The sequence below is a fragment of the Shewanella sp. Isolate7 genome (assembly GCF_022398425.1).
Classification (GTDB): Bacteria; Pseudomonadota; Gammaproteobacteria; order Enterobacterales; family Shewanellaceae; genus Shewanella.
In genome coordinates, this window is the sequence record NZ_JAKEVJ010000026.1 from 26,244 (window position 1) to 49,257 (window position 23,014).

19 protein-coding genes and 6 tRNA genes are annotated in these 23,014 nt (G+C 53.1%); 1 reads left to right on the plus strand and 24 read right to left on the minus strand.

Annotated features, from left to right (window positions below; all coding sequences use genetic code 11):
* Positions 1–48: 48 nt before the first annotated feature.
* The 13 genes from L1D47_RS08450 to recA form a co-directional block, all read right to left on the minus strand.
* Complete coding sequence (locus L1D47_RS08450; protein ID WP_041510492.1) at positions 49–1,182, minus strand: sodium ion-translocating decarboxylase subunit beta; 1,134 nt, start codon at positions 1,180–1,182, stop codon at positions 49–51.
* A gap of 8 nt (positions 1,183–1,190) precedes the next feature.
* A complete protein-coding gene (oadA, locus tag L1D47_RS08455) occupies positions 1,191–3,020 on the minus strand; it encodes a sodium-extruding oxaloacetate decarboxylase subunit alpha (protein ID WP_239884007.1) in 1,830 nt (609 codons plus the stop codon).
* 19 nt (positions 3,021–3,039) lie between these two features.
* Positions 3,040–3,279: an OadG family transporter subunit gene (locus L1D47_RS08460; protein ID WP_239884009.1), complete on the minus strand. Its 240-nt coding sequence runs from the start codon at positions 3,277–3,279 to the stop codon at positions 3,040–3,042.
* Between the two features lie 515 nt (positions 3,280–3,794).
* Positions 3,795–3,886: transfer RNA gene (locus L1D47_RS08465), tRNA-Ser, on the minus strand.
* A gap of 8 nt (positions 3,887–3,894) precedes the next feature.
* Positions 3,895–3,971 (minus strand) — tRNA-Arg (locus L1D47_RS08470).
* Positions 3,972–4,023: 52 nt separating this feature from the next.
* Positions 4,024–4,100 (minus strand) — tRNA-Arg (locus tag L1D47_RS08475).
* A gap of 25 nt (positions 4,101–4,125) precedes the next feature.
* Positions 4,126–4,202, minus strand: a tRNA-Arg gene (locus L1D47_RS08480).
* A 38-nt stretch (positions 4,203–4,240) separates the two neighbouring features.
* A tRNA-Arg gene (locus L1D47_RS08485) sits at positions 4,241–4,317 on the minus strand.
* A gap of 21 nt (positions 4,318–4,338) precedes the next feature.
* Positions 4,339–4,430: transfer RNA gene (locus L1D47_RS08490), tRNA-Ser, on the minus strand.
* 213 nt (positions 4,431–4,643) lie between these two features.
* Complete coding sequence (csrA, locus tag L1D47_RS08495) at positions 4,644–4,841, minus strand: carbon storage regulator CsrA (protein ID WP_011865020.1); 198 nt, start codon at positions 4,839–4,841, stop codon at positions 4,644–4,646.
* Positions 4,842–5,148: 307 nt separating this feature from the next.
* Positions 5,149–7,773: an alanine--tRNA ligase gene (alaS, locus tag L1D47_RS08500; protein WP_239884019.1), complete on the minus strand. Its 2,625-nt coding sequence runs from the start codon at positions 7,771–7,773 to the stop codon at positions 5,149–5,151.
* A gap of 316 nt (positions 7,774–8,089) precedes the next feature.
* Positions 8,090–8,542, minus strand: a complete 453-nt coding sequence (locus L1D47_RS08505) for a regulatory protein RecX (RefSeq protein ID WP_239884021.1) — start codon at positions 8,540–8,542, stop codon at positions 8,090–8,092.
* Positions 8,543–8,605: 63 nt separating this feature from the next.
* Positions 8,606–9,667 (minus strand): recombinase RecA, encoded by a 1,062-nt coding sequence (recA, locus tag L1D47_RS08510; protein WP_041510488.1) that lies wholly within the window; start codon positions 9,665–9,667, stop codon positions 8,606–8,608.
* Positions 9,668–9,997: 330 nt separating this feature from the next.
* Here recA and mutS point away from each other — a divergent pair, with 330 nt between their 5' ends.
* Positions 9,998–12,565, plus strand: a complete 2,568-nt coding sequence (mutS, locus tag L1D47_RS08515) for a DNA mismatch repair protein MutS (protein ID WP_239884024.1) — start codon at positions 9,998–10,000, stop codon at positions 12,563–12,565.
* A 254-nt stretch (positions 12,566–12,819) separates the two neighbouring features.
* On the opposite strand, the gene rpoS is transcribed toward mutS, so the two are convergent.
* From rpoS to mazG, 11 genes are all read right to left on the minus strand, one after another.
* A complete protein-coding gene (rpoS, locus tag L1D47_RS08520) occupies positions 12,820–13,794 on the minus strand; it encodes an RNA polymerase sigma factor RpoS (protein WP_041510486.1) in 975 nt (324 codons plus the stop codon).
* A 77-nt stretch (positions 13,795–13,871) separates the two neighbouring features.
* A complete protein-coding gene (locus tag L1D47_RS08525; protein WP_239884063.1) occupies positions 13,872–14,741 on the minus strand; it encodes a peptidoglycan DD-metalloendopeptidase family protein in 870 nt (289 codons plus the stop codon).
* Between the two features lie 124 nt (positions 14,742–14,865).
* A complete protein-coding gene (locus tag L1D47_RS08530) occupies positions 14,866–15,501 on the minus strand; it encodes a protein-L-isoaspartate(D-aspartate) O-methyltransferase (RefSeq protein ID WP_239884065.1) in 636 nt (211 codons plus the stop codon).
* Positions 15,498–16,247: a 5'/3'-nucleotidase SurE gene (surE, locus tag L1D47_RS08535; protein WP_239884025.1), complete on the minus strand. Its 750-nt coding sequence runs from the start codon at positions 16,245–16,247 to the stop codon at positions 15,498–15,500. The genes L1D47_RS08530 and surE overlap by 4 nt, the downstream gene beginning before the upstream one ends.
* Positions 16,240–17,307 carry a tRNA pseudouridine(13) synthase TruD gene (locus L1D47_RS08540; protein ID WP_239884027.1) on the minus strand — a complete coding sequence of 356 codons (1,068 nt, stop codon included), beginning with the start codon at positions 17,305–17,307 and terminating at the stop codon, positions 16,240–16,242. Before L1D47_RS08540 ends, surE begins: the two co-directional genes overlap by 8 nt.
* A gap of 9 nt (positions 17,308–17,316) precedes the next feature.
* Positions 17,317–17,802, minus strand: a complete 486-nt coding sequence (gene ispF / locus L1D47_RS08545) for a 2-C-methyl-D-erythritol 2,4-cyclodiphosphate synthase (protein WP_239884034.1) — start codon at positions 17,800–17,802, stop codon at positions 17,317–17,319.
* Positions 17,803–18,534 carry a 2-C-methyl-D-erythritol 4-phosphate cytidylyltransferase gene (gene ispD, locus L1D47_RS08550; protein ID WP_239884036.1) on the minus strand — a complete coding sequence of 244 codons (732 nt, stop codon included), beginning with the start codon at positions 18,532–18,534 and terminating at the stop codon, positions 17,803–17,805.
* A gap of 41 nt (positions 18,535–18,575) precedes the next feature.
* Positions 18,576–18,878: a cell division protein FtsB gene (gene ftsB, locus L1D47_RS08555; protein ID WP_041510481.1), complete on the minus strand. Its 303-nt coding sequence runs from the start codon at positions 18,876–18,878 to the stop codon at positions 18,576–18,578.
* A 101-nt stretch (positions 18,879–18,979) separates the two neighbouring features.
* Positions 18,980–20,275, minus strand: a complete 1,296-nt coding sequence (eno, locus tag L1D47_RS08560) for a phosphopyruvate hydratase (protein ID WP_041510480.1) — start codon at positions 20,273–20,275, stop codon at positions 18,980–18,982.
* 131 nt (positions 20,276–20,406) lie between these two features.
* Positions 20,407–22,044, minus strand: a complete 1,638-nt coding sequence (locus L1D47_RS08565) for a CTP synthase (protein WP_239884043.1) — start codon at positions 22,042–22,044, stop codon at positions 20,407–20,409.
* 110 nt (positions 22,045–22,154) lie between these two features.
* On the minus strand, positions 22,155–22,952 hold the full coding sequence (gene mazG, locus L1D47_RS08570) for a nucleoside triphosphate pyrophosphohydrolase (protein WP_239884047.1): 798 nt from the start codon (positions 22,950–22,952) through the stop codon (positions 22,155–22,157).
* Between the last annotated feature and the right edge of the window lie 62 nt (positions 22,953–23,014).

The following is a 23,014-nucleotide window of genomic DNA, read 5'->3' on the forward strand; positions in this document are numbered from 1 at the left end:
ACAGGTGCCGACCGTTTTTAGGTTTAAGACGCTTCGAGTCTAAATAGGCTAGCCGCCCAGCACCGCCAGCAAGACACCGGCGGCGACCGCAGAGCCCAGCACACCGGCCACGTTCGGCCCCATGGCATGCATCAGCAGGAAGTTTTGCTGATTGGCCTGCAGACCCACCTTGTTCACCACCCTGGCAGCCATAGGCACGGCCGAGACACCTGCGGCGCCGATAAGTGGATTGATCTTACCGCCAGACAGCTTACTCATCAGCTTGGCCATCAGTACACCGGCGGCCGTACCGATGCCGAAGGCCACGGCCCCCAATACCAAGATGCCTAAGGTCTCCAGCTGCAGGAACTTGTCCGCCGAAAGCTTAGAGCCGACCGCCAGACCCAGGAAGATGGTCACTATGTTGATCAACTCGTTCTGCGCCGTGTTGGAGAGCCTGTCGACCACACCGGACTCGCGCATTAAGTTGCCCAGGCAGAACATGCCCACCAAAGGGGTCGCCGCCGGCAGGAAGAGTATGGTCAGCCCCAGCACGGCGAGCGGGAAGATGATCTTCTCAAGCTTACTCACCTCACGCAGCTGCTCCATCTTGATCTGGCGCTCGGCCTCAGTGGTCAGCAGCTTCATGATGGGCGGCTGGATGATGGGCACCAGCGCCATATAGGAGTATGCTGCCACCGCGATGGCACCGAGCAGCTCGGGGGCCAACTTGGAGGCGAGGAAGATAGCCGTCGGGCCATCGGCGCCGCCGATGATGGCAATTGCCGCCGCATCCGTCATGGAGAACTCAAATCCAGGCACCGCATTGAGCGCGATGGCACCAATTAAGGTGGCAAAGATCCCAAACTGCGCCGCCGCCCCCAGTAATAGCATCTTAGGGTTGGCGATAAGGGCACCAAAGTCTGTCAGCGCGCCGACACCCATGAAGATCAGCAAGGGGAAGACCCCGGTCTCGATCCCCACGTGATAGGCGTAATAGAGCATGCCCCCCTCTTCGGTGAAGCCCCCGTTGGGAATGTTGGCCAATATGGCACCAAAACCGATAGGCAAGAGCAGCAGTGGCTCAAATCCCTTGGCGATGGCCAGATAGAGCAAGAGTCCCCCCACGGCCATCATCAACAACTGGCCACCGGTAAAGTTAGCAATACCCGACTCGGCCCAAAAGGCGATTAATCCGTCCATCTCAGCTCCTATGCAATGGCAAGCAATTGATTGCCAACGGCAACAGAGTCACCTTCCTTGACCCACACCTTGGCGACCACGCCATCGGATTCGGCGCGGATCTCCGTTTCCATCTTCATCGCCTCTAGGATGATCACCACATCCCCCGCCTTAACGGCGTCACCTGGCTGTACATTGACCTTGAAGATGTTACCCGACAAAGGCGCGTTCATGGGCGCGCCGTCGCCGACGGCAGGAGCTGCGGGTTCTGGCGCCGCGAAAGGCACCACGTTCTCACTCGGCACTATCTGACTGATGTCGCCGCCGGGAGATACCTCTACCACGAAGCTCTGCCCCTGAACATTGACCGTATAGGTCTCCTTACCTTGTGGCTGGCGCGTAGCGACCGGCTCGCTCGGCGGTGTGGCTTGAGTTGCGGCTTGAGTTGTGGCTTGAGCTGCGGCCTGAGGTGCTTCGGGTTTAGGCTCGAAAGCATCAGGATTATCACGATTCTTAAGGAACTTAAGGCCAATCTGTGGGAAGAGCGCGTAGGTCAATACGTCATCGTCCACCTCTGTAGCCAGACTTATCTTGTCGCTGGCGGCCTTGTTATTGAGCTCGGCTCTCAGGCTGTCTAGCTCATTGGGCAGCAAGTCGGCCGGGCGACAACAGATCGCCTCGCCACCGGCCAGCACACGAGCCTGCAGCTCACTACTAACCGGGGCTGGTGTGGCGCCATATTCGCCCTTAAGCACCCCTTCGGTCTCCTTGGTAAGCGATTTATAACGCTCGCCGGTGAGCACATTGATCACCGCCTGGGTGCCAACGATCTGCGAGGTAGGCGTGACCAGCGGAATAAAACCAAGATCTTCACGCACCTTAGGGATCTCTTCGAGCACCAAGTCCAACTTATCGGCGGCGCCCTGCTCCCTAAGTTGATTTTCCATGTTGGTAAGCATGCCACCGGGTACCTGGGCGCGTAGAATGCGCGAATCGATCCCCTTGAGTTCTCCTTCGAAGGCGGCGTATTTCTTACGCACCTCCCTGAAATAGGCGGCGATCTGCTCCAGCAGCTCCATGTCATAGCCTGTGGCCCTGTCTGTGCCTTCCACCATGGCCACCAGGGTCTCGGTAGCGCTATGGCCGTAGGTTTGACTCATGGAAGAGATGGCGGTATCGAGCACGTCGATGCCAGCCTCTATCGCTTTTTGGTAGGTTGCCGTGCTCAAGCCTGTGGTGGCATGACACTGCATGGAGACAATCAGGTTTGTCTGCGCCTTGAGCTGGCTAATGAGGTCGAAAGCATCGAAAGGCTTTAGCAGGCCAGCCATATCCTTGATACAGAGCGAGTGACAACCCATATCTTCCAGACGCTTAGCCATATCGACCCAGGTATCTAAGGTATGGACCGGACTCGTGGTATAGGAGATGGTGCCCTGAGCATGACCGCCCACCTCGACCACGGACTTAACGGCCGTCTCCAGGTTACGCACGTCATTCATGGCATCGAAGATACGGAACACATCGACGCCGTTGTCATGTGCGCGTTCGACGAATCTGTGTACAAGGTCGTCGCCATAGTGACGATAGCCTAAGAGATTCTGCCCCCTGAGTAACATCTGCTGCGGCGTGTTGGGCATCGCCTTCTTGAGCTCACGGATCCGCTCCCAGGGATCCTCCCCCAAATAACGGATACAGGCGTCGAAGGTCGCACCGCCCCAGGATTCCAACGACCAGAAGCCCACCTTGTCCAGTAAGGGGGCAATAGGAAGCATATCGTCGATACGAAGACGCGTGGCAAGAATCGATTGATGGGCGTCGCGTAACACGACGTCGGTTAACGCAAGTGGCTTGCTCATAAAAACTCCCTACTTCTATTTATGCTTTGGCGCGATATTGATGTACGGCGGCGGTGATCACGGCGACCATCTTAGGGTCGACGCCCGGAAAGCGTGGCGCTTGCGGCTCACTCGCCTTGACGAGTGGTGCAAGACAGGGCTTAGGCGCACATCTCCAGGCCACCAGATTAACGACCCCAATGAGTATAGTTAGGAAGATAAACACCAACCCCATTCCCAGCACCATGATCGTCAGTGCTTCCATTATCTGTTGAGCCATTGATTCCATACTATCCTCTCAGGTTAATCGAGCACATCAGACTAACGGCCTAGCCGCACGACATGCTATTTATTCAGGTAACACGCTTAAAAATCGACAGATGACATGACAGGTGTCGTCGATTAGGGCGCAAAGGGATCGCCTTTAGCCAGGAAACCTTAACCAATCTATAACAAAAAGGCGAACACATTGTAAATTGGTCTTACCGAAATAAGACTAATTGATAAGGGGCTTTCGGTTATTTCACAATAAATGGCAGTTATTTTTGACGATCACATAAAATTTTAGCCGCCATATGCAGAATTTGATTAAAAAGCCCTAACCCGCTTGAAAATTGAATTCACGAATACGAACGAGAACCTGCGAGAAATGCAAGATTATGCAATCTATACAGGTTATCGGCTGTGCATGGGGAGCTCTCTGGCTTAACCATGGGCCAGATAGGGGTAAGATTTGAGAGAGGTACGAATAACAGGCATAAAAAAACCCGCAACCTAAGTTGCGGGTTTTAATAATGGCGGAGAAGGAGGGATTCGAACCCTCGATGGGAGATAAAGCCCATACTCCCTTAGCAGGGGAGCGCCTTCGGCCACTCGGCCACCTCTCCGTCTAAAATGGTACGCGTGAGAGGATTCGAACCTCTGACCGCCTGGTTCGTAGCCAGGTACTCTATCCAGCTGAGCTACACGCGCAAATTCTAGGCTTTCAAACAAAACGACGGCCAAAACCGTCGATTTTAAAATATGGTACGCGTGAGAGGATTCGAACCTCTGACCGCCTGGTTCGTAGCCAGGTACTCTATCCAGCTGAGCTACACGCGCACAGAAATTTAAGTAAGTGAAGAGATGGTACGCGTGAGAGGATTCGAACCTCTGACCGCCTGGTTCGTAGCCAGGTACTCTATCCAGCTGAGCTACACGCGCATCTTATATCTATAAACCTACTTTTACTGAAAAACAAATGGTACGCGTGAGAGGATTCGAACCTCTGACCGCCTGGTTCGTAGCCAGGTACTCTATCCAGCTGAGCTACACGCGCCCTGTTTTGTCAGTTAAGAAATGGCGGAGAAGGAGGGATTCGAACCCTCGATGGGAGATAAAGCCCATACTCCCTTAGCAGGGGAGCGCCTTCGGCCACTCGGCCACCTCTCCGTTTTCTTGGCGCACATATTACTGTTTGAAGAAAATAAGTCAAACCATTTCTCCTAAACAAATGCTGTTTGAGCTGTTTTTAAGCAGTTATCCCTATTTCCCCTAAGGGCCTGTATGCTATGTCGCCGTTATGGTTAAAAAGCTGCCAGCTAAAAACAAAAAAGCCAGCAAACTTGCTGACTCTTATCGTGTAACGCCGGTTATATCTATCGCTTAAAAATTGCCGCCTTCCGAAGAGCTACCTGACTTTTCAGACTGAATACGCTGATAAATCTCTTCACGATGAACTGAAACTTCTTTTGGTGCATTCACACCAATACGAACTTGATTACCCTTTACGCCTAAAACGGTGACAGTAACTTCATCACCAATCATCAGTGTTTCACCAACACGACGAGTCAATATCAGCATTTTTTGCTCCTTTAGTTCCTAATTCTGCTTATACGGCATTATTCCGTTATGACCTTATTATACGGTCTGCTTAGTACAAATTAATAGTGTTCTGATGAAAAACACCCTTTTATTGCATGTTAGTTCGCTTAAATGTGCCGCACATCGCTGATTTAGCCAAACCTTCATTAACAGATATCCAAGATATTAAGGGCGGTCAAGTAAACCAGCTTTATATTTAACACCTTAAACCGTACCTCGGCCTATGCTTCAATCAATATGGCACAAAAAAAAGCGCCCAGGGAGCGCTTTTTTCTATTGCGGCAACTTAGGCCAAACGTTCAGACAGCCAAGGGATCACAGAATCCAATGCGCCCGCTAGTTTAGCAGGCTCACTACCACCGGCCTGAGCCATGTCTGGGCGTCCACCGCCCTTACCGCCCACCTGAGCAGCCACCATGGCAACAAGCTCACCGGCCTTGACCTTGCCGGTCAAGTCTTTGGTCACGCCGGCAATTAGGTTCACCTTGGCATCACCGGCAATCCCCAGCACTACGATGCCAGATTGCAGCTTCTGCTTGAGCTCGTCCTGTAGGCCACGCAGCGCACCGGCTTCGACGCCGTCAAGCTGCTTAACCAGCACCTTAACGCCAGCAAGCTCCTGAGCCTCACCGGCCAAGTCGGCGCTGGTCGCCGCCGCAAGCTTGTCTTTAAGCTGAGACAGCTCCTTCTCAAGTTGCTTGGTCTTATCCAGCTGCGCCTTAAGCTTGGCCACAACAGAGGCACTATCGCCCTTGAGCAAGGAAGCCGCTTGTTCGAGCTGAGCCTGCTGCTCACCGACATAAGCGATCGCCGCCGCCCCTGTGACCGCCTCGATACGACGGATACCGGCGGCGATGCCGCCTTCAGAGGTGATCTTAAACAGGCCGATATCACCCGTGCGACCCACGTGAGTACCACCACATAGCTCGATAGAGAAATCCCCCATGGTCACCACGCGAACCTGAGAGTCATACTTCTCACCAAACAGTGCCATGGCACCCTTTTCTTTGGCCTGGTCTATGTCCATCACCTCGGCCTTCAGCTCGTGGTTGCGACGAATCTGGGTGTTAACCAGATCTTCGACCTGCTTAAGCTCTTCACGCTTAACGGCTTCGAAATGAGAGAAGTCGAAACGTAGACGCTCAGGCTCTACCAAAGAGCCCTTCTGGCTCACGTGAGTGCCCAGTACCTGACGCAGCGCGGCATGCAGCAGGTGAGTCACAGAGTGGTTGAGTTCGGTGCGATGTCTTAGCTTCTTGTCAACGGCCGCATTAAGAGTTTGACCCATGGCGATGCCACCTGTCTTAACCTGACCGATATGGCCCATTGCCTGTCCATATTTCTGGGTGTCTTTCACCTGGAACTCGACGCCTTCGGCGCTCAGTAGGCCCTTGTCACCACACTGACCACCTGATTCGCCATAGAATGGTGTGCTGTCGAGCACTACGACACCTTGGTCGCCTTCGGCTAGGGCATCGACCGCCTGACCGTCGACATAGAGACCAATCACCTTAGCTTCACCGTTAAGGTCGCTATAACCGCAGAACTCGGTCTCGGCATCTATCTTCAGGCTTTCGTTGTAATCTGTATCAAACTGTCCCGCCGCCTGGGCGCGACTACGCTGCTCGGCCATGGCCGCCTCGAAGCCGGCTTCATCGACCGTGATATCGCGCTCGCGGCACACATCTGCGGTGAGATCCACAGGGAAACCATAGGTATCGTAAAGCTTAAAGGCTGTCTCGCCGTCAAGCTCCTTACCCGCTAGCTGACTCAGAGCGTTATCGAGAATACCCAGGCCACGTTCCAGGGTGCGAGCAAACTGCTCCTCTTCCGCCTTCAGTGCCTTTTCGACGATCGCCTGGGTCGCCACCAGCTCTTTGGCTGCGTCGCCCATGACTTCGATAAGTGTCGGTACCAGCTTATAGAAGAAGGCTTCGTTGGCCCCCAGCTTATTACCATGACGCACGGCGCGGCGAATGATACGGCGCAGTACGTAACCACGGCCCTCGTTTGATGGCATTACGCCATCGGCAACTAGGAAGGCGCAAGAACGGATGTGGTCGGCGACGACGCGTAGCGACTTGTTCTCCAGATCGGTAACGCCCAATATTTCGGCGGTCTTCTTGATCAGTGACTGGAAGATGTCGATCTCATAGTTTGAGTGCACGCCCTGCATGATAGCCGCGATACGCTCTATGCCCATACCGGTATCGACCGAAGGCTTAGGTAGCGGATCCATGGTGCCGTCGGCCTGACGGTTGTACTGCATGAATACTATGTTCCAGATCTCGATGAAGCGATCACCATCTTCTTCCGGTGTGCCGGGACGGCCACCCCAGATATGCTCGCCGTGATCGTAGAAGATCTCGGTACAAGGACCACAAGGACCGGTATCGCCCATCTGCCAGAAGTTGTCAGAGGCATATGCAGCCCCCTTGTTATCGCCGATGCGAATGATGTTCTCGGCCGCTACGCCAATCTCTTTGTTCCAGATCTCGAAGGCTTCATCGTCTGTTTCATAGACGGTGACACACAGACGCTCTTTTGGCAGCTTGAGTTCTTCGGTCAGGAAGGTCCAGGCAAAACGAATCGCATCTTGCTTGAAATAATCACCGAAGCTGAAGTTACCCAGCATCTCGAAGAAGGTATGGTGACGCGCGGTGTAACCGACATTATCTAGGTCGTTATGCTTACCGCCGGCGCGTACACAGCGCTGGGCCGTGGTGGCTCGAGTGTAGTCACGCTTGTCTTCCCCAAGGAAAACATCTTTAAACTGGTTCATCCCTGCATTGGTAAATAGCAAGGTGGGATCATTGCCAGGTACCAGTGAACTGCTGTCCACAACCTGGTGACCGTTTCTGCGGAAAAACTCCAAGAAAGCACTTCTCAGCGCTGCAGTAGTTTGATACATGAAATCATCCTGAATTTGATTATTTTAGCGATGAAAGCAAAAGGTTCACCGACGATGCTCAGTTAGCCCAGCATTATAAGCAGTCTATGGGGGAACAACCAGAGGTTTAGCCGAGGATCCCCAAAGAAACCGTAAAAAGCCTAAGTTTCCATTGGGTCTGTTAGCTATAGAGCGAGGATGATTTTCAGGCTATGACTTAATCCAGGTCTGGATCATAGTCTGGGGCACTGTGTGGGGCACAGTGTGAGTCATTGCCTGATTCATAGCCTGCGCCTGAGCCATAGCCATTGCTTGGATAGTCGTCAGGAAATTAGTCTTAATCTAAGTCAGGGTCGACCTCTAAGGCATAGGCGACCTGATCGAAGCCAAAACCTTGGGAGAGAAGATAACGCACTCGCCTGGCGCGATCTTTCTGATCTTGAATAGGGCCGCTAGCGGCATACTTTTTGATGGCTTTCTGTCTCGCCAGCTCGAACCAGTCACAATCGCTCTGATTGAGGGTCGACTCGATAACCTCTTTAGTCAGTCCCTTCTGCGACATAGATTGACGAATCTTATTATGACCATGACCTTTGGCGATATGAGAACGCAACAAGAGTCCGGCAAACCTGGCGTCATCGAGATAGCCCTGGCGCTCACATTCGCCAAGCACCGCTTCGATCTCGCCGTCGAGAAAGCCTTTCTGATTCAGCTTACTCTTTATCTGATAGCGGGAATAATCGCGGTGGGCCAGCAGGCCCACCGCAACTTGCATCGCCGACATTGTCATGAAAAAACCAAGGTCATTGCAAAGCCTGAGTCATCAAAAACCAATTAGCTGAAACGGGTCAGCTTAAAATACTTCACCGGTTTCCAGATCGACATTCTCATCGCCAGTGGCCGACTCGGCAACCACCTGACCAGCACCCAGTAGCATGGCGCGCAGCGCCTGGTCAATTTCGGCAGCAATCTCTGGGTTCTCTACCAGGTACTTACCGGCATTAGCGCGGCCCTGGCCAATCTTGTCGCCCTTGTAGCTGTACCAAGCACCCGACTTTTCGATCAGCTTGTGCATCACACCAAGGTCCACCAGCTCACCGGTACGGTTAATACCTTCACCATAGAGGATCTGGAACTCTGCCTGTTTAAACGGTGCGGCAATCTTGTTCTTCACCACCTTAACACGGGTCTCGTTACCGATAACCTCTTCACGGTCCTTGATGGCGCCCGTACGACGAATATCCAAACGAACGGAGGCATAGAACTTAAGGGCGTTACCACCAGTTGTGGTCTCAGGGTTACCGAACATGACACCAATCTTCATACGGATCTGGTTGATGAAGATCAGCAAGGTGTTAGATTGCTTCAGGTTACCCGCCAATTTACGCATCGCCTGACTCATCATACGCGCGGCTAGACCCATGTGAGAATCACCGATCTCGCCTTCGATTTCCGCCTTAGGCGTCAGGGCAGCTACCGAGTCGACGATGATCACATCCACAGCGCCAGAACGCGTCAGTGCGTCACAGATCTCAAGGGCCTGCTCGCCAGTATCGGGTTGAGAACACAGCAGGTTATCGATATCTACACCCAGCTTTTGCGCATAGATAGGGTCCAGCGCGTGCTCGGCGTCGATGAAGGCACAAACCTTACCTTCGCGCTGAGCCGCCGCAATCACTTCCAGGGTCAGGGTTGTCTTACCCGAAGATTCAGGACCATAGATCTCGACGATACGACCCAGTGGCAGACCACCGGCACCCAATGCAACGTCCAGCGACAGAGAACCCGTTGAGATAGTCTCAACATCCATAGAGCGGTTTTCACCTAGCTTCATGATAGAGCCTTTACCAAACTGCTTCTCAATCTGGCCAAGAACCGCGCTCAGGGCTTTCTCTTTATTCGCATCAATCTTCATTCTGCTTTCCTCTCAATCACAGACGCTGCGCTGTGGGGTATCCGTTAAGTTAAAGCCCGCAGACGGTTTCTGCATCGCTTTAGGCTGTCTCAATATGAAACCTAGTATACTGTACAATCATACAGTATCAAGTACTGTATGCGATTATTTTTGCCTAAGCTCCGACAAAGCCAGCTAAATGCCCCAAGGCGCATTAGCACTAAATTTATCCAAACAGGCAGGATAAATGCGCAACCGCCATCAATTTATTGTTAGTATTGAGGCCATTCATTCTGTGCTAGCCGCGGGGCTATGACAGACATTTTTGTAGCAGGATACCTTGGTTAATTCATGAACGCCGTCGATACTCAACATCTTGAAAAGCACACCCCCATGATGCGTCAATATCTGACGCTGAAAGCCGAAACACCCGATATGTTGCTTTTTTATCGTATGGGAGATTTTTACGAGCTCTTCTACGACGATGCTAAACGCGCATCTGAGCTGTTAGGGATCTCCTTAACGGCCCGGGGCAAGAGTGGCGGTGACCCTATCCCCATGGCGGGCATTCCCTACCATGCGGTAGAAGGCTATTTGGCCAAGCTGGTGCAACTCAGGGTATCTGTGGCTATCTGCGAGCAGATAGGTGACCCCGCCACCACTAAGGGACCGGTGGAGAGAAAAATCGTTCGCATCGTCACCCCTGGCACGCTTACCGATGAAGCCCTGTTGCAGGAGAGGCAAGACAACCTGCTTGCCGCCGTCTATCACGGTAAGATTGGCTTTGGTTACGCGACCCTGGATGTCTCATCTGGGCGCTTCGTGGTTACAGAGCTGGCCAGCAAAGAGGCACTGGAAGCCGAGCTACAACGCACCAATCCGGCAGAGCTGCTCTACAGCGAAGATTTCAGCGAGCCGGCACTGATCGCCTCGCTCTCGGGTAAGCGGCGCCGCCCCGAATGGGAGTTCGACTATGACACCAGCTACAAGCTGCTGCTGGAACAGTTCGGCACCAAAGACCTCTATGGCTTCGGCCTGGGAGAAGTCAGGTTATCGCTGCAGGCGGCTGGCTGCCTTATCCAGTATGTAAAAGATACCCAGCGCACCGCCCTGCCCCATATCAACGCCATCACACGTTTCAATCAGTGCGACAGCATAGTGCTGGACGCGGCCACCCGAAAGAATCTGGAGCTGACCCGCAACCTGCAGGGGGGCAGCGATAACACTCTGGCCTCGGTACTGGATAACACGGCAACTCCTATGGGTAGCCGCATGTTACAGCGCTGGATCCACGAACCGCTGCGCAACCACAACATCATTCGTGCCCGTCACGATGCTATCGACGAGCTACTGGACAATGGTTATCACGAGAGTCTGCATGAGCAGCTAAAAGCCCTGGGCGATATAGAGCGTATCACGGCGCGTCTGGCCATTCGCAGTGCCCGCCCCCGTGACTTTGCCCGCCTGCGTCAGGCACTCGCCCTATTGCCCGAAATACAGCAGCAGCTAGCCGATTGTCACAGCGCACATCTGCATACCCTGTCGCAATCTATCGGCGAGTTTCCCGAAGAGCATGCCCTCCTAAGCCGCGCCATCGTCGACAACCCGCCTATGCTGATCCGCGACGGTGGAGTGATTAAAGAGGGCTATCATGCAGAGCTGGATGAGTGGCGCAAACTCAGCCAAGGCGCAACCGACTACCTTGCCCAGCTCGAGGCACGCGAGAAGGCTGCCACCGGCGCCTCAACCCTGAAGGTTGGCTATAACAGGGTGCACGGCTATTACATCGAGGTGAGTCGCCGCGAGTCAGATCTGGTCCCCATGAGCTATCAGCGCAGACAGACCCTGAAGAACACAGAGCGTTATATCGTCGCCGAGCTCAAGGAACATGAGGAGAAGGTGCTTTCCAGTCAGGGCAAAGCACTGGCACTGGAGAAACAGCTATGGGAAGAGCTGTTCGATCTCTTAATGCCACGTCTACATGAATTACAGGCCTTTGCCCGGGCGGCAGCCGAACTCGACGTGATCACTAACTTTGCCGAACGCGCCGAGCAGCTCGACTATCACAGGCCGGAACTCACCGCCCAGAGCGGCATCCATATCGAGGCGGGCAGACATCCCGTGGTCGAACGTGTCAGCCAGTCGCCTTTTATCGCTAACCCGGTGACACTAAGTCCGACGAGACGCATGTTGATTGTGACCGGTCCGAACATGGGCGGTAAGTCGACCTATATGCGCCAGGTCGCACTAATCACCCTGATGACCCATATCGGTAGCTTCGTGCCGGCGCAGAAGGCCGCCATCGGCCCAGTGGATCGCATCTTTACCCGTATTGGCGCCGCGGACGATCTTGCCTCCGGCCGGTCGACCTTCATGGTTGAGATGACGGAAACCGCCAACATACTGCATAACGCCACGCCACAGAGCCTGGTGCTGATGGACGAGATTGGCCGGGGCACCTCGACCTATGACGGCTTATCGCTCGCCTGGTCAGCCGCCGAACATCTGGCGCAGAATTTAAAGTCGATGACCCTGTTTGCCACCCACTATTTCGAGCTGACCCAGCTACCCGAGCAGATGGAAAATGTGGCTAACGTACACCTTGACGCCATAGAGCATGACGACACCATCGCCTTCATGCATGCGGTGCAAGAAGGGGCGGCGAGCAAGAGTTATGGCCTGCAGGTGGCGGCGCTCGCCGGCGTACCGGCCAAGGTGGTACAGGCCGCCAAGCACAAGCTGCATCACCTTGAGAGCCGTGACAAAGAGGAGGGCCTGCCCGAGCTCAGACAGGCTCAGCTGAGTCTCGCCATGCCAGAAGCCTCGAAGGCACTAGACAGATTAGACACCATAGATCCCGACAGCCTTACCCCGAAACAGGCGCTGGATCTGCTCTATGAGCTCAAACAGCTACGTTGATTAAATACAGCCAGGTTAATTAAGTCTAGACAGCAAAAAGCGCACCTCTTAGAGGTGCGCTTTTTTTAATTCTGGGGTCGGCTCTTCATGAAAAAGGTTTACACCTTAGGGCGCTTACCGCAACTTTTCTCAACAAGACGCTAGCACTGCTCATCGACCTTCTAGCCATCATACGGCTAGTTCAACCTGGCGACGAATTCAAAACGGCGATAAGTACATTAAATCAGCCCTTAAGCCTACACCCCGATACACACTTATACTCTGAAGATAGCTTCTACCGATAGTCCTTGTGCACTGAGCAGATCTCTTAACCGTTTCAGGGCTTCCACCTGGATCTGGCGTACTCTCTCACGAGTGAGGCCTATCTCCTTACCGACATTTTCAAGCGTCGATGGCTCATAACCTAGCAAACCGAAACGACGGGCAAGCACTTCTCTCTGCTTGCTGTTGAGCTCGTCTAGCCAGCGTACGACAGACTTAGACATATCATCGTCTTGCACCTTGTAATCCGGGCCCACGCAATCATCATCGGCTAACACGTCCAGCAGTGCCTTGTCGTTGTCGCCACCCAGCGGGGTATCGACAGAGGTGATACGCTCATTGAGCTTCAGCATCTTACTCACATCGCTACTGGGCAAGTCTAACTGCTCGGCGATCTCTTCGGCGGTAGGCTCATGATCTAGCTTGTGCGCGAGTTCCCTAGCGGTGCGAAGGTAAACGTTGAGCTCCTTCACCACATGAATAGGTAGGCGAATGGTACGGGTTTGATTCATGATCGCACGTTCTATGGTCTGGCGGATCCACCAGGTGGCATAGGTGGAGAATCGAAAGCCACGTTCCGGATCGAACTTTTCGACGGCGCGGATCAAACCTAAGTTACCTTCTTCAATCAGATCCAATAAGGCTAAGCCACGATTGTTATAACGACGTGCAATTTTTACGACGAGTCTGAGATTACTCTCAATCATACGGTTGCGAGATTTTTCACAGCCTTTTAGGGCCTTGCGTGAGAAATAAACCTCCTCTTCCGCACTCAATAGGGGGGAAAATCCAATTTCACTTAAATACAGCTGAGTGGCATCTAAGTTCTTTTGTAAGTCATCTTGTACTTGCTGTTCTAGTTCTGCTTCTTTCAAAACCTCCTTGCTGTTGGTAACTGATAGATCAGACTCATTCTTAGACAAGTCAACCAAGGGCTCCGCCACGGCGGTAGATTGTTTACGACCCATAATATACTCTCCCAAATTTTACATGCTAATTTACTGCACTTTACTGTCCTCCAATTGCCAAAATGGCGCCTATAAAATTATGATTTAGGCAAAAATTTAAGTGGGTCAACGGATTTGCCGTGATACCGAATCTCGAAATGCAGCATCACTCTGTTGGTACCCGTTTGTCCCATTTTCGCCACCGTTTGTCCCGCGGTAACGAACTGCTTCTCTTTTACTAAGATCTTATCGGCATGGGCATAAGCACTGAGATAGTCATCGCTATGCTTAATGATCACCAGATTGCCGTATCCCCTTAGTGCATTTCCCGCATACACCACTCGCCCATCGGCGGCGGCCTGAATGCGATCGCCTCGGGATCCTGCGATCTTAATCCCTTTATTACCTTGCTCCTTGGTAGAGAATGTGCCGATCAACTTGCCTTTAACAGGCCAATGCCAGCGCTGAACCTTCTTGGGTAGGGTGCTACTGGGCTTGTGGATAACCCCGTTAAAATTTTGTTGACCAGTTGTTACAGCGTACGCAGATTTATCGCCCCGATCAAGCGATTTTTTCACCGGTGTCGTTTTACTGGCAGCCTCCTGCTGACTAGGTTTAACTGTTTGTTTAGGTTGATTTTTAACTGTGTCTTGCTGCGTTTTCTTGCTCGATAACTGAGTGCTACGCTGGGTTTTGCTATTTGTAACAGCGTTTGTCGATTTTAGCTTTAAAACCTGTCCTGGATAGATGGTATAGGGCTTGCGAAGCCCGTTATATCGGGCAATTTCGACAAAATCTTTGTTGGCCGCCCAGGCGATCGAATAGAGGGTGTCGCCGCGCCTGACCTTATAGTAGTCGGAGGTGAGGCCGCCTCGTTTATAGGCTTTTTTCACCGGCGAGTTAACGTTAACCACAGGAGCGGGAGAATGGGCCTGAAAACTACAGGCGTTCAGCAGACCGGCAAGCATCAAGACACATAGAATGCCGACAGACTTTTGAACAAGCTTTTGCAAAAACCTACACCGGCTCGGGGTGCTCAGCATGACAGCTCCCCTATTCCCTTTGCGCCAGCGAAAAACATGACAACCACCACTAGGCGAGTTCACCGTTAACCAGAGGGACAAACTTCACCATCTCGATAGTCTGCGAATGAAATTGCTCGCCTTGGCGCACCACGCGCATCAATTGTTGAACCTCGTCGCCGACAGGGATAACCAGCACGCCACCATCGGCCAACTGCTGGAGCAGCGCCTGAGGCACACTGCTGGCCGCGGCCGTCACCATGATGGCGTCGAAGGGCCCCTTGTTCGCCCATCCCTTCCAGCCGTCACCATATTTAAAGGAGACGTTATGCAGATCGAGCCGCTTTAGACGTTGGCGCGCCTGGATCTGCAGACTCTTGATGCGCTCGACAGTACAGAGCTCGTCCACCAATTGCGCCAATATAGCCGCCTGATAACCAGAACCTGTGCCTATCTCCAATACCCGTTTGGGATGCGACTCCAGCAACAGCTCCGTCATGCGCGCTACTATGTAGGGCTGAGAGATAGTTTGTCCCTGTCCTATGGGCAGAGCAGTATTTTCATAGGCCTTATGGCCCAGGGCCGCATCGAGAAACAGCTCTCTCGGCGTCTTCGCCACCACAGATAAAACATCGGCATTAACTATCCCCGCCCCCTGAAGGTGACGTGCCAGATTCAATGCCGCCGTTGTGGCTACCCCATTCATAATTGCTCTATCCATTGCTTTATCTTTGGTACTTGTTCAAATGCGGTGAGATCCACCGTCAATGGCGTCACCGACACATAGCCGTTGGCCACGGCATGAAAGTCAGTGCCTTCGCTGGCATCTTGCTCTTCACCCGGCGGACCCAGCCAAAATATCTCGCGTCCGGCCGGATCTTGCATGCGTACCATGCCCTCGGCCCTGTGTCTGGCGCCGAGGCGGGTCACCTTTATGCCCTTGATATCACTGAGCGGTAAGTCCGGCACATTCACATTTAAGATCTGGTCCGAAGCGATAGGGCTATCGATCAAGCCAGCCACTATCTTACAGGCGTAATGGGCTGCGCTGTCATAATGCTTCAGCTCTCGGCCCACAAGCGAGATGGCAATCGCCGGTAAGCCCAGAAAGCGCCCTTCCATCGCCGCCGCGACGGTGCCCGAATAGAGGGTGTCATCCCCCATATTCGCGCCGGCATTGATGCCAGACACCACGATATCCGGCTCATGGGTATAAAATTCGCGAATGGCCAGATGTACACAATCGGTTGGCGTACCACTGACGGAAATATAACCATTGTCTAACTTATTAATTCTCAAAGGGTTAGTCAAGGTTAGTGAATTACTGGCACCGGAGCAGTTGCGATCCGGACCGACAGTCATCACGTCAAAGTGCTTCGCCAGGGCATTGGACAGGGCCGCAATCCCCGGCGCCGTGATGCCATCATCATTGCTTACCAATATCTTAATCATGGGCTTCTTCACTCGCAGCGGCCTTTCTGGCCTGATATTCCCGCTCTTTGACATCTTGATAATTCACCAGCTCCCGCAGCACAGAGGTGGCAAAGCTACCGGCCGGTAGGGCGAACTTTATCACTATGACATCATCCTTTATTTCGTAACTCAGTTGCTGCGGCATAAGCAGCAGGGGGCGACGCTCCTGATTCAGACCAGCCTGCTCCAGGCCGGCAAGATCCTCAGGATACTGATCGCAAACACTCTGCTCAAAGGCTAACGCCTCGGCTTCGCTCAATGCCTGACCTCTGCCCCACATGGGCGCCGAGAGTTGAATGTCCTTCTGTGACAGACGGCCCATCAGCTCCTCGTCCCAGGGGTTGGCCACGAAATAGCTCTTGCTGCCGGCCAACATCACACAGTCGCCCTCGAGCGTGTTCAGCTCATGCTGGCGCAGTCTCTCGCTCACCAGCTGGTTAAAGAGATGAGAGCGCACCGCAGAGAGATAGATGCTGCGCTTATTTCTGTCTTTCACCTTCTTGCGTCCGCTGAGCATCAGGCGGCCAAAAGCGAGATTCTTGCCATCGTGGCCAAAGCGTTGCTCGCCAAAGTAGTTTGGCACGCCTGTAGCTTTAATCAGCTCGATGCGCCGCACCAAAGCGTCCATGTCAGACACCGCCCTTAAGGTCAGGGTGAAACGGTTACCCGCGAGGGCGCCGGTGCGCAGCTTCTTGCCGTGACGGGCACAGGAAAGCACGGTGAGCTGCTCGCTATTGAGCGACTGCCAGTCGGGCATACTCTTGCCGGGGATACGCACCCCGAACCACTGCTCAGTGATGGCGTGTCTATCTTTCTGGCCGGCAAAGGTCACCTCTTTAGGATGCACCCCGGCAAAACTTGAGAGCATGCGCGCCACATCGGCGGTATTTAACCCCTCTTTGCGAATGTGCAGCATATGATGCTCCCCCTCTCCTGTCGGAAGGAATGGCAAGAGCTCCTGCACGATAAAATCGCGATTAAAGGTTCTTAAGTCGGCGCTCGCCTCGGGCTGGCCATGCAAATAATGTAGTGGGGTCATAACTCTCTCTTATCTCGGGGAGGCGCACATCAGCACCACGGCTTCCACCGCTATCCCCTCTTTGCGTCCGGTAAAGCCGAGTTTCTCTGTGGTAGTGGCCTTTACATTGATCGCTTCAATGTCACTGTCTAAGTCACTGCTTAAACACTCGCGTATCGCTCGAATATGGGGCAGCATCTTAGGCGCCTGGGCGATGATGGTGACATCCAGATTACCAAGCCGATAGCCCTTATCGAGCGCCAACTGATAGCAGTGGCGCAGCAATACGCGGCTGTCGGCCCCTTTAAACTCTGGATCGGTATCGGGAAAATGTTTACCTATATCCCCAAGGGCCATGGCGCCAAGAATGGCATCTGAGATGGCATGAAGCACCACGTCACCGTCCGAGTGCGCGACCAGGCCGGTATCATAGGGGACTTCCACCCCGCCGAGGATAAGCGGTAACTCGCCGCCGAATTTATGCACATCGAAACCATGGCCGATACGTATATTCATCTACTTTTCACCTGTGTTCGAATTTAAATCACTCGCAGCCGCCTGCAGAAACAGCGCCGCCAGTTGCAAATCATCTGGATGGGTCACCTTGATGTTATCGAAGCGTCCACTCACCAATAGCGGCCGACCTCCGGCCCACTCCATCGCCGAAGCCTCATCGGTAATGGCAACATCCGCGGCCAGGGCATCATTAAGATTGTGCTTCAGGCACTGAACCGGGAACAGCTGGGGCGTCAGCGCATGCCAGAGGTTCTCCCGGCAGACTGTCTCTTGAATAGCTCCCCCTTCACCCGAGCGCTTCATGGTGTCGCGCACCGGCATCGCCAGGATGGCGCCCTGCTCAGCGCCAACATCTGTCTCGCAGGCGGCGATCAGCTTGTCGATATCCAAGGCACTCAGGCAGGGGCGCGCGGCATCATGCACGAGCGCCCAGGCATCACTCGGTGCCGCCTTGAGAGCGCTCAGCACAGAATCGGCGCGCTCTTTACCGCCGATGACTGTCATCAGCTTAGGATGGGCTGACTGGGTCAGTTTGGCAAAATACGTATCTTCAGGGTTCAGGGCAATAATCACCTGGGTGATGCGCGGATGTGCCAACAGCACATCTAAGGTATGTGCCAGGATAGGTTGATGATTTAACATCAGATATTGCTTTGGGATCTCGGCGCCCATTCGCGCGCCTATGCCGGCGGCGGGCACGATAGCAACCAGTTCTTGTATGCTACTTGTCATAGGTGTTAACTCGTGTCACTTTTAGGCGAAACCGTCTGAGGCTAGTGCTCGCCGATCTCGGCTTTACGCTGAGGCTCACCCACTACCCGAAAGAAGGTCTCTCCCTGTTTCACCATCCCCAGCTCGTTGCGGGCGCGTTCTTCAAGCGCCTCGGTACCGCGTCTAAGGTCGAGAATCTCTTCTTTGAGTACCTGATTTCGTTCGATGAGTTTGGCGTTACTCTCGCGCTGCAACTTGATCTGTTCCTGCAGCTGAAAAGATTCGGGAAGGCTATTTTGTCCCCACCAGAGTCGATACTGGAGCAGACCAAGCAGCATAAACATGGCGATAAGAAGTCGCTTCATCCTTAATGGGCTTTATCTCTGTTAAAAGGCTGAACTGATATTACAACAAAAAAGGCCACCAAGTGGTGGCCTTTTACCAAATTAACCGTAAAAAAACTCGGTTATGCTTGACCTTTGATCTCGCTACGGCCCTTGTAAGGAGCCTTTTCACCTAACTGCTCTTCGATACGTAGCAGTTGGTTGTACTTAGCAACACGGTCACTACGACACAGAGAGCCGGTCTTGATTTGGCCAGCCGCTGTCGCTACCGCCAGATCCGCGATGGTCGCATCTTCGGTTTCGCCGCTGCGGTGAGAGATAACCACTGTGTAACCAGCATCTTTCGCCATGCGAATTGCCGCCAGCGTCTCAGTCAAAGAACCGATCTGGTTGAACTTAATCAGGATTGAGTTAGCGATCTTGTTCTCGATACCACGGCTTAGGATCTTAGTGTTGGTTACGAACAGGTCGTCACCCACCAGCTGGATCTTGTCGCCCAGGATTTGAGTCTGGTATGCCCAGCCATCCCAATCTGACTCGTCCAAGCCATCTTCGATAGAAACGATTGGGTACTCTTCGGTCAGTGACTTAAGGAAGTCAGAGAAACCGTTTGAGTCAAATACCTTACCTTCACCAGACAGGTCGTACTGACCGTCTTTGTAGAACTCAGAGGCTGCACAGTCAAGAGCCAGAGTAACGTCTTCACCCAGCTTGTAACCGGCTTTTTCGACTGCAACCTTAATCACAGCAAGCGCATCGGCGTTAGAGGCCAGGTTAGGCGCGAAACCACCTTCATCACCCACAGCCGTATTAAGGCCTTGCTCTTGCAGTACCTTCTTCAGGTTATGGAAGATCTCGGCACCCATACGCAGCGCTTCACGGAAGCTCTTAGCACCAACAGGCTGAACCATGAACTCCTGGATATCAACGTTGTTGTCGGCGTGCTCACCACCGTTAAGGATGTTCATCATAGGTACAGGCATAGAGTACTGGCCTGGGGTACCGTTTAGCTCTGCGATGTGCGCGTATAGTGGCATGCCTTTGAAGGCAGCTGCAGCTTTCGCAGCAGCCAGAGACACGGCCAGGATAGCGTTCGCGCCTAGCTTGTCTTTGTTTTCAGTGCCATCCAGGTCGATCATGATCTGATCCAGCTCGGCTTGCGCCGTCGCATCTTTACCCAGTAGGGCATCACGGATCTGACCATTGATGTTAGCCACAGCAGTCAGTACGCCTTTACCCATGTAACGGCTCTTGTCACCATCACGTAGCTCTAGTGCTTCGCGGCTACCGGTAGAGGCACCCGATGGTGCAGCTGCCATGCCTACGAAACCGCCATCTAGATGCACTTCCGCTTCAACCGTTGGGTTACCGCGTGAATCCATGATCTCGCGACCAATGACATTGATAATTTTAGCCATAATTTCCTCGACTCTAAGTTTAAGATTTAAGTTTAAAAGTTAATGCAAAACTAAAATTCTTATCGCTAAATTTACATCATCTGAAACAAAAAATTCGCCTCCGAGACTCGGAAGCGGCTCTTGTATAAAGATTAGTCTAAATCGCGTTTCTGGTACGCAACGGCTGCAGCAACGAAACCTTGGAACAATGGCTGACCATCGCGAGGTGTTGATGTAAATTCAGGGTGGAACTGACCCGCCACAAACCATGGGTGGTTAGGTAGTTCAATCATTTCAACCAGCTGACGGTCTGTCGACAGACCGCTGAATACCAAGCCGGCTTTCTCTAAACGTTCTCTGTATGTGTTATTCACTTCGTAACGATGACGGTGACGCTCTACACAGGTCAGTCCCTTGTAGGCTTCTGCCGCCTTAGTACCTTCGACCAGATGACACAGCTGCGCGCCTAGACGCATGGTGCCACCAAGATCTGATTCTTCATGACGTTGCTCGATATTACCTTTTTCGTCAATCCATTCTGTGATCAAGCCCACAACTGGGTGCGGCGTGTCTTTGTTGAACTCGGTTGAATGCGCATTTTCTAAACCAGCCACGTGACGAGCGAACTCGATCAGCGCCACTTGCATACCCAGACAGATACCGAAATACGGCAGGTTGTTCTCACGGGCATACTGAGCCGCCATGATCTTACCTTCTACGCCGCGCTCACCAAAACCACCCGGTACCAGGATACCATCGAGACCTTCCAGCACTTCTGTGCCCTTGGCTTCGATGTTTTGTGAATCGATATACTTGATGTTAACCGATACGCGGTTAAACAGACCCGCATGTTTCAGCGCTTCGTTCACCGACTTATAGGCATCTGGTAGTTCAGTGTACTTACCGACCATACCGATAGTGATTTCACCGGTTGGGTTGGCTTCTTGATAGATCACATTTTCCCACTCAGACAGATCGGCTTCTTTACACTCTAGGCCGAAACGCTTGGTGACTAGGTCATCTAAGCCTTGCGCCTTCAACAGAGCCGGGATCTTATAGATGCTATCGACATCTTTCAGTGAAATAACCGCACGCTCTTCGACGTTACAGAATAGCGAAATCTTCGCCTTTTCATTAGATGGGATCGCACGGTCACCACGGCAAACCAATACGTCTGGTGCGATACCGATTGAGCGCAGCTCTTTCACCGAGTGCTGGGTAGGTTTGGTCTTCACTTCGCCCGCCGCGCCTAGGAAAGGCACCAGGGTCAAATGCATAAATAGGGTACGGTCACGGCCGAGTTCTACGCCTAACTGACGAATAGACTCAAGGAAAGGCAATGACTCGATATCACCAACGGTACCGCCGATCTCTACGATCGCCACGTCGTGCCCTTCTCCGCCCTCAAGCACTTTCTCTTTAATCGCATTGGTGATGTGTGGGATCACCTGAATGGTAGCCCCTAAGTAGTCGCCGCGACGCTCTTTGCGCAGCACTTCTTCGTAGATACGACCCGTAGTGAAGTTGTTACGACGGTTCATCTTGGTACGGATGAAACGCTCGTAGTGACCCAGGTCAAGGTCAGTTTCAGCACCATCTTCGGTGACGAATACTTCACCGTGCTGGGTTGGGCTCATGGTACCCGGATCCAAGTTAATATAAGGATCCAGCTTCATAATGGTTACGTTAAGGCCCCGAGCCTCTAAAATTGCCGCCAATGATGCTGCTGCAATGCCTTTACCTAGTGATGAAACCACGCCACCAGTAACGAAGATATACCTTGTAGTCATGCTGAACCTGAGAAAATGAGTTGGAAATATGTGCTTGTAAGAAAGCACTAGGACGGGGCGTTATTATATCAAAGCCCTTTGGATTCGACAAATAGGTAACAGCAACTATTTTAGCCTTTTAAGGGATCATTTCGCTTGACTTGCTCCCAATAGGCATCCAGTTCCTCAAGGGTATGCGCCTGCATGGGTTTGTCCGCCTGGGCTGCTAGGACCTCCACACCACGAAAGCGATGTTCAAACTTGTTGGTCGCCCGGCGCAGCGCCTGCTCAGGGTCCAGCTTAAGATGCCTGGCCAGATTCACCACGGCAAACAACAGATCACCCAGCTCATCCTCCATCTTGTCGCTATCCTGGGCCGCGACCTCCACCATCACCTCGTCAAGCTCCTCATGGATCTTGGCCACCACAGGCCCTAAGTCGTTCCAGTCGAAGCCCACAGTTGCCACCCGGCGCTGTACCTTGGCCGCGCGGGTCAAGGCTGGCAGTGCCCTTGGAATATCATCCAGCACCGAATGCAGCGAGCGCCCGGCGCGCTCCTTGGCCTTGATGCTCTCCCAGGTCTCGCGCACCGTCTTGCTTGAGGCCTGACTCATCTCGCCAAATACGTGGGGATGACGCTCGGTGAGCTTAGTGCAGATCTTCTCCACCACCTGCTCAAAATCGAACCTGCCCTGCTCTTTACCCAACTGACAGTAGAAGATCACCTGAAACAGCAGATCGCCGAGTTCCCCGGGGAGCTCACCCAGGGCGCCGCGCTCTATGGTGTCGGCCACCTCGAAGGCTTCTTCCAGCGTGAAGGGCACTATGGTCTGATAGCTCTGTGCCTTGTCCCAGGGGCAACCCGTCTGCGGGTCTCTGAGCCGCTCCATGATGGTCAGCAGCCTTTGGATGTCTGATTTGCTCTGCATCGTTTACCTCATCAAAAAGGCGGCCTGGGCCGCCTCTAATTACGCTTTATAGGCTGTCATTA